Source organism: Flavobacterium cyanobacteriorum (assembly GCF_002251835.1).
Lineage (GTDB): Bacteria > Bacteroidota > Bacteroidia > Flavobacteriales > Flavobacteriaceae > Flavobacterium > Flavobacterium cyanobacteriorum.
Genome location: NZ_NOXV01000293.1, coordinates 39,307 through 53,360, shown reverse-complemented (window position 1 = coordinate 53,360; position 14,054 = coordinate 39,307). Strand labels below are relative to the sequence as shown.

The 14,054-nt window shown below is 45.4% G+C and carries 13 protein-coding genes; 12 read left to right on the top strand and 1 reads right to left on the bottom strand.

All coding sequences use genetic code 11. The features are described from left to right. On the top strand, positions 1-585 hold a 585-nt coding region (locus CHU92_RS11905; RefSeq protein WP_129583077.1), incomplete at its 5' end, for an aminotransferase class I/II-fold pyridoxal phosphate-dependent enzyme. Here CHU92_RS11905 and CHU92_RS11900 read toward each other — a convergent pair. Next, positions 554-1,672, bottom strand: a complete 1,119-nt coding sequence (locus CHU92_RS11900; RefSeq protein ID WP_094415857.1) for an AI-2E family transporter — start codon at positions 1,670-1,672, stop codon at positions 554-556. The genes CHU92_RS11905 and CHU92_RS11900 overlap by 32 nt on opposite strands. 138 nt (positions 1,673-1,810) lie before the next feature. Between CHU92_RS11900 and CHU92_RS11895 the strand changes: the two genes are divergently transcribed. The 11 genes from CHU92_RS11895 (at position 1,811) to CHU92_RS11845 (ending at position 14,001) form a co-directional block, all read left to right on the top strand. Further along, positions 1,811-2,218: a putative signal transducing protein gene (locus CHU92_RS11895; protein ID WP_094415855.1), complete on the top strand. Its 408-nt coding sequence runs from the start codon at positions 1,811-1,813 to the stop codon at positions 2,216-2,218. Next, positions 2,219-2,836 carry a dethiobiotin synthase gene (bioD, locus tag CHU92_RS11890; RefSeq protein WP_094415853.1) on the top strand — a complete coding sequence of 206 codons (618 nt, stop codon included), beginning with the start codon at positions 2,219-2,221 and terminating at the stop codon, positions 2,834-2,836. Further along, positions 2,833-4,140 carry an adenosylmethionine--8-amino-7-oxononanoate transaminase gene (gene bioA, locus CHU92_RS11885; protein WP_094415851.1) on the top strand — a complete coding sequence of 436 codons (1,308 nt, stop codon included), beginning with the start codon at positions 2,833-2,835 and terminating at the stop codon, positions 4,138-4,140. The genes bioD and bioA overlap by 4 nt, the downstream gene beginning before the upstream one ends. A gap of 24 nt (positions 4,141-4,164) precedes the next feature. Then, entirely contained in the window at positions 4,165-4,767 is a 603-nt protein-coding gene (locus CHU92_RS11880) for an SET domain-containing protein (RefSeq protein WP_094415849.1), read from the top strand. Positions 4,768-4,813: 46 nt separating this feature from the next. Then, positions 4,814-5,974, top strand: coding sequence for a beta-ketoacyl synthase N-terminal-like domain-containing protein (locus CHU92_RS11875; protein ID WP_094415848.1), 1,161 nt, complete (start codon positions 4,814-4,816; stop codon positions 5,972-5,974). Between the two features lie 456 nt (positions 5,975-6,430). Further along, positions 6,431-7,273: a succinate dehydrogenase cytochrome b subunit gene (locus tag CHU92_RS11870; RefSeq protein WP_094415846.1), complete on the top strand. Its 843-nt coding sequence runs from the start codon at positions 6,431-6,433 to the stop codon at positions 7,271-7,273. A 4-nt stretch (positions 7,274-7,277) separates the two neighbouring features. Continuing rightward, positions 7,278-9,278, top strand: coding sequence for a fumarate reductase/succinate dehydrogenase flavoprotein subunit (locus CHU92_RS11865; protein WP_094415844.1), 2,001 nt, complete (start codon positions 7,278-7,280; stop codon positions 9,276-9,278). A 33-nt stretch (positions 9,279-9,311) separates the two neighbouring features. Beyond that, positions 9,312-9,674 (top strand): four helix bundle protein, encoded by a 363-nt coding sequence (locus CHU92_RS11860; RefSeq protein WP_094415842.1) that lies wholly within the window; start codon positions 9,312-9,314, stop codon positions 9,672-9,674. Between the two features lie 36 nt (positions 9,675-9,710). Continuing rightward, positions 9,711-10,457, top strand: coding sequence for a succinate dehydrogenase/fumarate reductase iron-sulfur subunit (locus CHU92_RS11855; protein ID WP_094415840.1), 747 nt, complete (start codon positions 9,711-9,713; stop codon positions 10,455-10,457). A 303-nt stretch (positions 10,458-10,760) separates the two neighbouring features. Beyond that, on the top strand, positions 10,761-12,890 hold the full coding sequence (locus tag CHU92_RS11850; protein ID WP_094415839.1) for a TonB-dependent receptor plug domain-containing protein: 2,130 nt from the start codon (positions 10,761-10,763) through the stop codon (positions 12,888-12,890). Between the two features lie 16 nt (positions 12,891-12,906). Beyond that, a complete protein-coding gene (locus tag CHU92_RS11845; RefSeq protein WP_094415837.1) occupies positions 12,907-14,001 on the top strand; it encodes an HmuY family protein in 1,095 nt (364 codons plus the stop codon). Positions 14,002-14,054: the final 53 nt, after the last annotated feature.

The following is a 14,054-nucleotide window of genomic DNA, read 5'->3' as shown; positions in this document are numbered from 1 at the left end:
CTGTGCAGCCGGTATAATGCTTATCTGGTAGTAGATGAGGCCCATGCTGTGGGGGTATCCGGCAGGGGAAGGGGGATGGTACAGGAACTTGGCCTGCAGGATGAGGTTTTTGCCAGGGTTGTTACTTTCGGCAAAGCGCTCGGCTGCCATGGCGCAGCAGTTTTAGGCCACATAAAGCTGAGGGATTACCTTGTAAATTTTGCCCGCAGTTTTATATTCACAACAGGGCTGCCGCCCCATGCCTTAGCCACAGTGCTTGCAGCATATAACCAGCTTGCTGGTGATGTTTCTGCGCAAAACGGGCTCCGGGAAATCATCGGCTTTTTTTCATCTGAGGCAGAAAGGCTCGGCTTAGGCTGCTTTATCAATAGCACCTCCGCCATACACTGTGCCGTTGTGCCGGGCACAATAAAAGTAAAGGCTATATCAACGGCTTTGCAGGAGCGCGGATTCGATGTTCGGGCCATACTGTCGCCTACAGTGCCTGCCGGGCAGGAGCGCCTGCGTTTTTGCCTGCACAGCTACAACACAAAGCAGCAGGTTACCACAGTGCTTACGCATTTCCGGGAACTGCTTCATCAGTAGGCTTCTTTCGCCGTTTCCGCCGTTTAAACCAGTTGCTGTCTTCCTCACCAAACAGGTAGGCATACGGCTGCGTATCGGGGCTCAGCTCAAACAGCTTTTTAAGTATGGCTATAGTGGGTATTATAAGTATCATGCCCATAATGCCCCATATAGCGCCGCCAATAAGCAGCCCTAAAAAGGTAACCAGCGCGTTAAGGTTTACATTGCCACCGGTAATTTTAGGGGTGAGGAAAGCTCCTTCAAGCAATTGTATAAACGTAAAAGCCACCAGCACGGCTATGGGGTAAAACAGGCTGTCTTTGGTCAACAGCGCAAACAGGAAAGGCAATACAGCGCCCAGCGACGGGCCGAGGTAAGGGATGATATTAAGCACGCCTGCAAGCACACCGAAAAATATGGCATGCTCAATACCCAGCGCAAAAAGCACTGCCGTGTTCACTATGGCAAGGATAAGCATAACTTTGCCCGCGCCAACAATATAGGCGTGTACAATTTTGCGCAGCTGCGTCATTTTTGCCAGCAGGCCGTTGTTGTCATGCCTGCGGAACACTTTGGTAATAAATATGGCCAGGTGGTCCCGGTATATCAGCAGGAAAAAGATGAACACCGGCAGCAGGATGACATCCGACAGCGTGTTGAGTGTTGAAAATACGAGTTGGGTGGCGCTGCTGTTTTCCGGCTGCACAATTTCTACCGCTTTTTTCATTTCAAACCCGTCTTTCATGCCAAGGTCAAAACCAAACGTATCATAGCACCATGTATTAGCCTTAATGATAAAGTGGTTGAGCTTTTGGGTAAGGTCGGTACCCAGGTCATCAACAAACTGCCTCACCTGGATGTATATGAGGGAAAATATCCCGCCTAACAGGATAAGGAAGCCTGAAAGTACAACAAATGCTGAGAATGACCGGGGAATTTTACGGCGTTCCAGCCTGTTGCAGGTTGAGGTTAGCAGCATGGCTAAATATCCTGATATAAGCAACGGTACCAAAAGCTGTTTTGCCATTATCATAAAGAAGATAATAATGATAATGAGCAGGGCTATATACACGGTTTTTATGTAATTAGGCACTTTAAGGGTTTCCATGCATAAGGGAAGACGTGTTAATTTAATGTCTTTACTCTCAAAGTTATAGAATATAAATATTGCCTATTGGTAATATTATATTAAAATTGGTGGCCCCCAATTTTTAAATAAACACCCATATTTAAGTAAGTTTGCACTATGGAAAGTATGTTTACGAAAATAGGCGCTTACCAATATACTTCAGAGGCACTGATTATCAAAGGAAAGCTTCAGTCTGAGGGTATAGATGTTTTTATGGCCGATAACCATACGATAGATTTTGATCCGTTGATAAGTAATGCAATAGGAGGGGTTAAGCTATTTGTAAGAAATGTAGACGCTGGTAAAGCTAAGCAAATACTTTTTGCAATCAACAGGTATTCTGTCGACGATTCCGGAAATCCGGTTATATGCCCTCAATGCAGTAGTAGCCAGGTAGATTTGGTTTCCACCATCAAAGATTTAAAATCTTTATTTTCTTTCCTATTCTCTTTACTACTGGGATTACTTCCATTCTACGTAAAATATAAATATTGTTGTAACAATTGTAAAAATCAATTTCTATAAATGAAACTATTTATCACGGGAATTGGCACCGATGTAGGCAAAACAGTGGCATCGGCCATTATAACCGAAGCGCTCGAGGCAGATTACTGGAAACCGGTACAGGCCGGCGACCTGGACAATTCAGACAGCCACAAGGTAAGCAGGTACATATCAAACAAAAAAACGGTTATCCATAAAAACAGCTATGCCCTTACTACACCGGCCAGCCCGCACCTGGCTGCGGCAATAGACGGTATAACCATAAACAGGCAGCAGGTAACAGAACCGCAGACAGATAATCACCTGGTTATTGAAGGGGCCGGCGGGGTGTTGGTACCGCTTAATGATGAAGATACCATTTTAAGCCTCATAAAGCCGGAGTATAAAGTTGTGGTAGTGTCAAGGCATTACCTTGGCAGCATCAATCACACCCTGATGACTATTGAAACCCTGAAGAGCCATGGCATCAACCCGGCCGGGATTATATTTAATGGTGATGAAAACCCTTCTACAGAAAGTATTATCCTGAAACGTACAGGCATTACCTTCATCGGGCGGATTGACAATGAACCCTATTTTGACAAAAATGTAGTCCTTGACTATGCCGACAGGTTTCGTGAAAATATATTGAAGTTATGATTGCAGGAAACCAGGCTCCTCTCGGGCAAGAGAGCCTTCGTGAAAGAGACAGGCGCTACCTGTGGCATCCTTATACCCAGCACAAGACCGCTCCGGAGCATATTGCCATAACGAGGGGACAGGGTGCGCTACTTTGGGATGAAGAGGGTAAACAATATATTGATGCCATTGCCTCGTGGTGGGTAAATCCATACGGGCATAGTAATACCTATATAGCTGATGCCATATACAGGCAGCTTACTACACTGGAGCACGTGCTTTTTGGCGGTTTTACCCATGAGCCTGCCATACTTTTGGCTGAGAGGCTGGTGCCGCTTCTTCCGCCAGGGCAGGAAAAACTGTTTTTTAGCGATAACGGGTCAACAGCCGTGGAAGTAGCCATAAAGGCAGCATTGCAATATTATTATAATAAAGGTGAAAAGCGCACAAAGATAATAGCACTGGAAAATGCCTTTCATGGCGATACTTTTGCAGCTATGGCAGCCAGCGGGATAACATTTTTTACCGAGGCTTTCAGGGGTTCGCTTGTTGAGGTTACACACATACCCGTACCTGTAAAAGGTAGCGAGGATGAAGCCTTGGCAGTGCTTAAAGCCCTGGCCGCAACGGGTGAATATGCCGCTTTTATCTTCGAACCTTTGGTACAGGGTGCCGCCGGCATGGTGATGTATGAGCCGCAGGCGCTGGACAGGCTCATTGCCGTTTGCAGGGATCATGGTGTTTTTACCATAGCAGATGAGGTAATGACCGGTTTTGGCAAAACAGGTAAAATTTTTGCATCAGGCCACCTGGAAAATAAGCCCGACATGATGTGCCTCTCCAAAGCCCTTACAGGGGGCACCATACCTATGGCCGTAACTACTTTTACAGGAAAAATATTTAAGGGATTTTATGACGATGATGTAAACAGGGTGCTGTTCCACGGGCACACGTTCATGGCTAATCCTACAGGATGCGCCGCAGCCCTGGCTTCCCTTGACCTGCTGTTGTCGGATGAAATGCAGCAGAATATAAGGCGCATTAATGAAAATCACCTTGCCTTCATGAAAAAGATGCAGCACCACCCGAGGGTGAAGGAAGTAAGGGTAAGGGGCGTTATACTGGCACTTGAAATTGCCCGCGAAGGCAAAGAAGAATATTATGGAGGCTTCAGGAACAGGCTGTATAATTTCTTTATCAGCAGGGGAATCATCCTCAGGCCGGTGGGAAATATTGTATATATCCTGCCGCCTTACATCATCACGGATGATTTGTTAAGAAATATTTATGATGTTGTTGAGGAAGCTGTTGAAAAAATAACGTAAATTAGGTTAATTAATTTATGTTGTATGATCCATCCTGATACTGAACTCCGTTTTATCAATGATGTAGTTGGCTATGGAGTTGTAGCCAAGAAGTTTATCCCTAAAGGTACCATTACATGGGTTCAGGACGATCTGGATCAGGTATATACGCCGGAAGACATACGGCGGATAAACCCTGTTATGCAAACTTACCTTGACACCTACAGCTTTACGAACAGCCGTGGCGAGAAGGTTTTGTGCTGGGACCATGCCAAATATGTAAACCATAGTTTTAATCCCAGTTGCATGAGTACCGCTTATGATTTTGAAATTGCCATCCGGGATATACAGCCCGGTGAGCAGCTTACCGATGATTATGGCTACCTTAACGTATCAGAACCTTTTGAAGCGGAAGATGAAGGTACTGAACGTAAAGTGGTTTATCCTGATGATATACTGAATTACTACGAAGTATGGGACGGGGCCATAAAAGATAATATGGCAAACATAGGGGTTGTCAGCCAGCCGCTACTAAGGTTTATTCCGCAGGCCAACTGGGCAGAGTTCAGTAAAGTGCTTTCTGGCGAAGCGCCGCTCCGCTCCATAAAAACCTGTTATTTTGAGCAGAAAATTCTTGACCGCAGTTAAGTTGCGGTTTTTTTAGTTTAGTACTTTTGCAAAAATTAATTTTGCATTGGGTATACCTGTTTCCATAACCTCCATAGCTTCTTTCTCTCCGCTTGGCGACAGCTCCGAAACCGTTTGGAAAAATTATAACCACATCGGGACGCTTATTACAAATACCGCTATAGGCAGCGCCATTGTGCCTGTTGCGGCTGTTCCACCGGCCTTAAAGGAAAAAACGACGCTGCTGCGTGAGTCTGACGCTAAATACAGGCATCTTGATGACTCTGTGCTTTATGCTATACTTGCCTCAAGGGCCGCAGTGAGTAAAGCCGGCTGGGGCATTGGCGATGATTTTGGCGTAAATATCGGTTCTTCACGCGGGGCAACCCACCAGTTCGAGGAGCATTACCGCAATTACCTGGAAACCGGCAAGGCTGCTGTGCAGGCATCTCCCTCCACCACGCTGGGCAATATATCATCATGGGTGGCGCATGACCTGAAGAGCAGTGGGCCTGAAATTTCCCATTCCATAACCTGTTCAACAGCCCTGCATGCTGTTTTAAACGGCGTGGCATGGCTACGTGCGGGGATGGCACGAAAATTTCTTGCCGGCGGTGCCGAAGCGCCGCTTACGCCTTTTACCATTGCCCAGATGCAGGCCATGAAAATATATGCAAAGGCTTCGGGTGGCGCGTATCCCTGCCTTGCGTCTGACCTCCTTAAAAAGGTAAATACCATGGTGTTGGGTGAAGGGGCTGCTGCTGTGTGCCTTGAGCCGGGTATTGTTGACGGTGCCCTTGCTACTATTGACGGTGTCGGCTATGCGACTGAAATGCTGGAACACAGTGTTTTCCTTTCTGCTGATGCAGGATGTATGCAGCGGGCTATGCTTATGGCGCTGGGAGGCACTCCGCCTTCAGCTGTTGATGCTGTAGTAATGCATGCTCCGGGAACATTAAAAGGCGACAGTGCGGAGCATGCCGCCATACAAAAAGTTTTTGGTGATGCCATGCCACTGCTCACCACCAACAAATGGAAAATAGGCCACACCTTTGGCGCTTCGGGCCTCCTGAGCCTTGAAATGGCTGTCCTGATGCTCCTCAACAACAAGTTTATAGGCGTGCCTTTTACTGAAGGCAGGCCACAGCAGGGTAACCTTAAAAAGATACTCGTAAATGCGGTTGGTTTTGGCGGCAATGCTGTAAGTGTACTTATTGCCAGGCCGTAATAAGGTAATGCATTTACATCAGGGCCATAATGGTGGTGAAGCCAACGATATCCGCTAAAAGGCTCAATACGTAACTCGGTAGCAGGTGTGGGCAAATAATGCGCAAACTTTTTGCATAGCCCCGATAGAAACGGCATCCTCCCCGCCGCCCGCTTTCGCGGCGGGGAGATATAGTGGATAGCGGGACCGGGCTTTGACAAAAATGCCAAAGCCCGGGCTGCTCCGCAAAAAAAGCAGACTGCTTTTCGGGTTAGAGGCTGTATTATAAAATAGTTTAGCTGCTGCCTTCCCTGGACTGGGGAAAGCAGCAAAAACTGTTTAAGTTTTGGTGGCAAAACGTAAAACAAATTAAACACTTTATATTGATTATAAATAAGCCTGAAAAGGTTGTAGTTATAGTGATTTCACCTTATTTTTGTTTGATTTTTAAAAAAACTTATATATCAATCAGATACTATGGCAAAATCTGCATTATTAAAGTCATCAATTGCAAAAAAGTATTGGATGGCGCTGACAGGTTTATTCCTGTGCCTGTTTTTAGTGGGGCATTTAATAGGTAACCTTCAGTTACTTTACGGAGGGGAAAACCCATCACTGCGCTTTAATGAATATGCGCTTTTCATGACCACAAACCCTGCTATAAAAATACTGTCATACCTCACTTACTTTTCAATTCTGTTCCACGCTGTTGACGGTATAGTTCTTGCTTATCAAAACCAGAAGGCAAGGCCGGTAAAGTATGCTAAGAACAGGCCGGAAACCAATACTGTATGGGCTTCCAGGAACATGGCGGTGCTGGGTACGCTAATCCTGGTGTTTATTGTAACGCACATGGTAAACTTCTGGAGCCGGATGCATTTTGATAAGAACATGCCTTTGCAGACTGTTGAAATCAATGCAGGCGGCATGAAGCAGCTTTTTTACCTTACTACTGATGGCGGCTACCTGCCTAAAGCCCAGGTTGACCAGGGTATGGTAGTAATTAAAGACCGTAAGTACTTTTATGATGCGCAGGCCAATGTAAAAATAAAGGAAGGGTACATGGACCTTTACAAAATAACTGTTGAGTTTTTCAAACACCCGCGATACGGCCTTATAGCCAGTATACTATATGTTATAGCCATGGCGGTTTTAGGTTTCCACCTGTACCACGGTTTCGGCAGTGCATTCCAGTCGCTGGGCATAAATAACCCGCGTTATAACATGCTGATCAAAAATTTCGGGATAGCGTTTTCAATTGTAGTACCGCTACTGTTTGCTATAATTCCGTTATACATTCATTTCTTTCTAAAAGCTTAATTGTATGGCATTAGATTCTAAAATACCAAATGGTCCTATTTCTCAAAAATGGACAGACTATAAAAACAAGATCAACCTGGTAAACCCTGCCAACAAACGTAATATTGATGTTATTGTTGTAGGTACCGGGCTTGCAGGTGGGTCAGCTGCGGCTACACTGGCTGAGCTGGGATATAACGTTAAGGCGTTCTGTTTCCAGGACTCGCCACGCCGTGCGCACTCAATTGCGGCACAGGGTGGTATCAATGCAGCTAAAAACTACCAGGGAGACGGAGACTCAGTGTTCCGCCTGTTCTATGATACGGTTAAAGGAGGTGACTACCGCGCCCGCGAAGCCAACGTACACCGCCTTGCCGAAGTTTCAACAAATATTATTGACCAGTGTGTCGCGCAGGGTGTGCCGCTTGCCAGGGAATATGGCGGACTGCTTGATAACCGCTCTTTCGGTGGTACGCTGGTATCCCGTACTTTCTATGCTAAAGGCCAGACAGGCCAGCAGCTTTTACTGGGTGCGTACTCTGCCATGAACCGCCAGATAGGCCGTGGCAAGATACAGATGTATAACCGCCACGAAATGCTGGACCTTGTTATTGTAAACGGAAAAGCACGCGGCATTATAGCCCGTAATCTGGTAACCGGTGAAATTGAAAGGCATTCTGCTCACGCTGTAGTACTGGGCACAGGAGGTTACGGCAACGTTTTCTTCCTGTCTACCAACGCTATGGGAAGTAACGTAACCGCCGCATGGAAAGCACACAAAAAAGGAGCATACTTTGCCAATCCATGCTATACGCAGATTCACCCCACCTGTATCCCTGTTTCAGGTGACCACCAGAGTAAGCTTACGCTGATGTCAGAATCGCTAAGGAACGACGGGCGTATTTGGGTACCGAAAAAACTGGAAGACGCACAGGCCATCCGTGAAGGAAGGCTGAAGCCTACACAAATAGCTGAAGAAGACAGGGACTATTACCTTGAAAGGAGATATCCTTCGTTTGGTAACCTTGTACCTCGAGATGTGGCTTCGCGCGCTGCCAAGGAAAGGTGCGATGCCGGTTTTGGCGTTAACAAAACAGGTGAGGCTGTTTACCTTGACTTTGCTTCATCCATTATACGCTACGGTAAGGAACAGGCAAAGATAAAAGGGCTTAATCCCGACGATGAAAAACTGGTAAAACAACTGGGCACGGAAGTTATTGAGAATAAGTACGGTAACCTCTTCCAGATGTATGAAAAGATTGTGGATGAAAATCCGTATGAAACCCCAATGATGATATACCCCGCAGTGCACTATACTATGGGTGGCCTTTGGGTTGACTATAACCTTATGACAACAGTGGAAGGCTGCTACGCCATAGGTGAAGCTAACTTCTCTGACCACGGGGCTAACCGTCTTGGTGCTTCGGCACTGATGCAGGGCCTTGCCGATGGTTACTTCGTGTTGCCATATACTATTGGTGATTACCTTGCCAAAGATATACGTACAGGTAAAATATCAACAGACCTTCCTGAATTTGAGGAGGCTGAAAATAATGTAAGGACACAGCTTGAGAGCCTTATTAATAATAAGGGGACGCATACGGTTGACTATTTCCATAAGCGCCTTGGTAAGATAATGTGGGACAAGGTAGGTATGGCGCGTAATGCGCAGGGTCTTACTGAAGCCATTGCCGAAATTGCGGCACTTCGTGATGAGTTTTACCGTGATGTAAAAGTGCCCGGCGATATGTATGGCCTTAACCAGGAGCTGGAAAAAGCTATGCGCGTAGCCGATTTCCTTGAACTTGGCGAGCTTTTTGCAAAGGATGCCCTGCACAGGAACGAATCATGCGGAGGCCACTTCCGTGAGGAATACCAGACCGAGGAGGGTGAGGCACAGCGTGATGACGAGAACTTTGCCTACGTTGCAGCGTGGGAATACAGAGGTAAACCAAGCGAAGCAGTGCTGCACAAAGAGCCTCTTGTTTTTGAAAACGTAAAATTAGTTCAGAGAAGTTACAAATAAGCCACCAGCCATAAGGCATTAGGCATTAGCTATATGAGTGAAATTAAAGATTATAAAGATTTACTTATATGGCAAAAGGGAATTCAGATTGTTAAAGCAGTTTATTTGTGCTTTGGGTCTTTCCCTAAAGACGAGATCTTTGGTTTACAGAGTCAGATGAAGCGGTCAGCTGTTTCTGTGCCTTCTAACATAGCTGAAGGCTGGGGAAGAGATTCTACACAAAGCTACCTTCAGTTTCTCCGCGTTTCAAGAGGTTCACTCATGGAACTGGAAACACAACTGATTATAGCCAAAGAACTAAATTATATTGAAGATTTAAAATTTACGGAAATATCCGGTTTGATTACCGAAGAAAGTAAAATGTTAAACGCCTTTATTAAGACACTCAGCAAATAACTTTTGGCTGGTGGCTAGTGGCTAAAAACTATTAACATGAATTTAAAACTTAAAATATGGCGCCAAAAAAACGCCAGGGAAGCGGGGAAAATGGTTGATTACAACATCAGCAACGTTTCTCCTGACATGTCATTCCTTGAAATGCTTGACGTGTTAAATGAAGAGCTTAACAACAAGGGCGAAGACCCTGTTGCTTTTGACCATGACTGCCGTGAAGGTATCTGCGGCATGTGCTCGCTGTTCATTAATGGTGAGGCACACGGCCCTGACAGGGGCGTAACTACCTGCCAGCTGCACATGAGGAAATTTAAGGATGGCGATACTATTTATATTGAGCCTTTCCGTGCTAAAGCTTTCCCTGTAATTAAAGACCTTGTAGTTGACAGGAGTTCCTTTGACAGGATCCAGCAGGCCGGTGGTTTTATCTCGGTAAATACATCAGGCAATACTATTGATGCCAATGCCATTCCTATTAAGAAACATGATGCCGACAGGTCTTTTGACGCGGCTACGTGCATTGGTTGCGGCGCTTGTGTGGCCAGCTGTAAAAATGCTTCAGCCATGCTTTTCGTTTCGGCTAAAGTATCACAGTTCGCTCTCCTTCCCCAGGGTAAGGTTGAAGCGCACGAACGCGTACTGAACATGGTTAAGAAAATGGACGAAGAAGGCTTTGGTAACTGTACAAATACCGGCGCCTGCGAGGTGGAATGCCCTAAAGGGATTTCACTTGAAAATATTGCCCGGATGAACAGGGAGTACCTGTTTGCAAGCGTTAAATCGTAAGGCAAAAATCATTTGGGCCAAAACGAATCTATAGCTATCAGTCCAGATGCATCCAATGTGCGAAGTAGCGATTGTGTTGAGGCGTTGCCATATTAGTGTACAGCGGGTTGAAAGTAGGCTGAATCTGGCTGTTTGATTAAAAATATTGGAATAGGGCGGGCATCTTATGCCTGCCTTTTCTTTTAATGTATTCCAATAAAGAATCTTTATCAAATTTATTTAGAATTAATAAAAATAGTTTGCGTATAACAATCGCGACATTTAAATTTGCAGCAATTTAGAATTAATCTAAGTAAAGCTGTAATGCAGTCTGTAACTAAAGCAATATACTACTTAATAATCCTTTTTCCGGCGCTTCTTTGTGCGCAGGAAACCGACACTACAAGAACTACGCTTGAAGAAGTGGTGGTTACAGGCCAGATTGAACCCCAGTCGCTAAAAAAATCTGTATTTAACGTAAGGGTCATTACAAGGCAGGACATACAACAGCAGGCAGCCGTAAACCTGGCCGACCTGCTGAACCAGTATATAAATATTACGGTTATGCCAAACAGTACCAACGGGCGCTCCACCATCTCCATGTTTGGGCTCGATGGGCAATATATGAAAGTGCTGGTGGATAACGTGCCGCTGGTAAGCGATACAGGCCTGGGCAACAATACTGACCTTTCGCAAATTAATCTTGATGATGTTGAACAGATTGAGATTATTGAAGGGGCAATGGGGGTAACCCACGGTGCCAATGCCGTAAGCGGTATCCTTAATATTATAACCAAAAAGAGTTCAAAGTACAAGTGGGAGGCTTTTGCCGCCATACAGGAAGAAACTGCCGGTAAAGAGTATGCCTGGTTTGACAAAGGAAGGCATATACAGTCTTTAAAAATATCTAATAACATTAATGATAACTGGTTTGCCTCAATAGGCGCAAACCGCACACAATTCGCCGGCTTTTATGGCGACAGGGAAGGTAAGGAGCATACGGTTAACGACGGCCGCAGGGGCTACATCTGGCTGCCGGAAGAACAGCTTGTTACCAATGCCATGCTGAGCTACAAAAAGAATGGCTTCCGGGCGTTTTATAAGTTTGAATATCTTACCGAAGCTATAAGTTATTACAACTTTGCCGTACAGTCTGATTTTATACCGCCTTCCACCATCCTTAAATTTTCTAATGACGAACGTTTTTTAACCGAAAGGTTTTACCACCACCTGAACGGTACCGGCAGGCTGTGGAACAGGGTCAATTATAATGTCTCAGTATCTCACCAGAAGCAGGAACGCGATTATGAAAAGTTTAAGTATTATATTGAAACGGATGATGAGGTGAATAACAGCAGGGTAACCAACAATGCCGTTGAGGTATTATATTCTACGGGTACTTTCAGCAACTTTTTTGAAAGTAAGAAAGTTAACCTGCAATTGGGCTATGAAACAGTCAATACCAATGGCTTTGCCCTTGTAGACGGTGAAAACCAGATACCTGTGGAAGTGCGCCGCCGCCTCGAAAATTATGATATATTCCTTTCGGGAGAAGTAAATATTACTGATCGGTTTTCCATGAGGCCGGGATACCGCTACTCATTCCAGTCGGCATTTAATGACCAGCATGCCGTTTCGCTCGGCCTTCGCCAGCTTTTAAATCACGGTATGGAGGCAAGGGCATCTGTAGGCAGGTCATACCGCACACCTAACTTTGACGAGCTGTACAGCAGGTTGGTATTTTCAGGCCATTACTTTATAGGCAATCCGTCGCTTTCCCCTGAGGCAGGCCTGTCTTATGAGGTAAGCCTTAAAAAAAATACCTCATTCAGCGCCGGTGGCATGCTCTCAAACTCACTTATAGTAAGCTTCCTTGATATTGATGATAAAATTGATATGGCTCTGGTAGGCTTTGAGCCATCAGGCAATACACCTATATACCAGTACATAAACATAAGCAAGTACCGGATGTGGAACATTTCCACCACGCACCAGTACGCTTTTAATAATTTTAATGCAAGGCTTGGCGCTTCCCTTATTGGTATATCGCAGGAAATAAACAACGGGTCTGCCGTTTCTGATGATAAGTTCCTGTATTCGCTTCAGCTCAACACAGTGTTGTCATACAACCTGCCAAAGTGGAACACGCTGTTTTCAGTATATTATAAATTCAATGGCAGGCAGCAGCGTTTTTATGAATCTACCAACGGGAACGGAGACCCGGTATATAAAATATCAACGCTTGATGCTTACAGCTGGCTGGATGCTTCCATACGCAAAACATTTTTTAAAGACCGGTTTGATGTAACCCTTGGGGCAAGGAACCTGCTGGACATTGTAAACATACAGCAAACACAAAACACGGCTGGGTCAGCGCACGCCGCTTCAACCGATATACTGTTGGGTTATGGCCGTTCGTATTTCCTCAGATTATCATATAACTTTAATTTTTAACTTAAATACCAATATAATGAAAAAAAGTCTGATTTTTGTTTTTTCACTCCTTTCGCTTGCAGCCTGCAGTGACGACGATAATACTGCCCCTACCATATCAGGCCCCTCAACAGGCGCTATATTAACACCTGCAGTGGGTGGTGCCACACAGCCTAACCAGGTATATGTGGACCTTAGCGGGGAAACTTCAACACCGGTTTTAAGGACGGGCTGGGAGTTAGGCTTTTACAGCGGCACCGAATACAGGGTTGTGATTAACAGTGCCATCCGTATGGCCGTAAAGCAAACGGCTTCCACGGATATTACCCAGCCTGTAGCTATTGATAACAGTGTTGCTGTTGGCGCTCCTAACCAGGGTTCAGGCAATATTGAAAACGGTAATACCGCTTATGTTGATGCGCCTTCTGGGGCTATAACAGGTACGGCTATTGCTGAAGTTTCAGCCAACGATGCCGATAATAGGGTTTACCTTGTGAACCTCGGCAACGCTATACCAGCAGAACAGCCTGCCATAGGTACTATTAACATTTTTGGTGCTCAGCGTGGCTGGAGGAAGATACGCGTACTAAGGAGCGGCAATGGCTATAAGCTGCAATATGCCAGCCCCGAAGCTACCACGTTCCAGGAAGTTACTATCGCTAAAAACAATGCTTTTAATTTTACTTTCTTTAGCCTTACCGGCAACACACCGGTAAATGTTGAGCCGCAAAAAGAAAACTGGGACCTTAATTTTACCACATTTACCAATACCCTTAGCATGGGGCCCGGTGGAACTGTATCTTATTTTTATTCTGATTTTGTACTTACCAATGCCAAAGGCGGCACAAGGGCTTATGAAGTGCTGAACAGCGCGGGTATTACCTATGAAGCCTTCACTACTGCTAATGTAGACGCCTCCAAATTTACCGCTGGCGCCGCTGCAGACCAAAGGGTTATCGGTGCTAACTGGAGGAACGGCGGGGGGCCAACTTCACTGCCAAGTGTCAGGGATGACCGTTTTTATGTAGTTAAGGATGCTGCCGGTAATATTTACAAGGTGCAGTTCATTACTATGGTTAACCAGGCTGGTGAAAGGGGTAACCCGGTATTCCGGTATGAATTGTTAGATTAATTGTTTATAGTTAATTGGTTTGTTTGTCCCGGCCCCGCCGGGATTTTTTTTAT

Coding starts and splice junctions, on each gene's coding strand:
- CHU92_RS11900 (WP_094415857.1), bottom strand. CDS start 1,672: ATGGAAACCCTTAAAGTGCCTAATTACATAAAAACCGTGTATATAGCC.
- CHU92_RS11895 (WP_094415855.1), top strand. CDS start 1,811: ATGGAAAGTATGTTTACGAAAATAGGCGCTTACCAATATACTTCAGAG.
- bioD (WP_094415853.1), top strand. CDS start 2,219: ATGAAACTATTTATCACGGGAATTGGCACCGATGTAGGCAAAACAGTG.
- bioA (WP_094415851.1), top strand. CDS start 2,833: ATGATTGCAGGAAACCAGGCTCCTCTCGGGCAAGAGAGCCTTCGTGAA.
- CHU92_RS11880 (WP_094415849.1), top strand. CDS start 4,165: ATGATCCATCCTGATACTGAACTCCGTTTTATCAATGATGTAGTTGGC.
- CHU92_RS11870 (WP_094415846.1), top strand. CDS start 6,431: ATGGCAAAATCTGCATTATTAAAGTCATCAATTGCAAAAAAGTATTGG.
- CHU92_RS11865 (WP_094415844.1), top strand. CDS start 7,278: ATGGCATTAGATTCTAAAATACCAAATGGTCCTATTTCTCAAAAATGG.
- CHU92_RS11860 (WP_094415842.1), top strand. CDS start 9,312: ATGAGTGAAATTAAAGATTATAAAGATTTACTTATATGGCAAAAGGGA.
- CHU92_RS11855 (WP_094415840.1), top strand. CDS start 9,711: ATGAATTTAAAACTTAAAATATGGCGCCAAAAAAACGCCAGGGAAGCG.
- CHU92_RS11850 (WP_094415839.1), top strand. CDS start 10,761: ATGCAGTCTGTAACTAAAGCAATATACTACTTAATAATCCTTTTTCCG.
- CHU92_RS11845 (WP_094415837.1), top strand. CDS start 12,907: ATGAAAAAAAGTCTGATTTTTGTTTTTTCACTCCTTTCGCTTGCAGCC.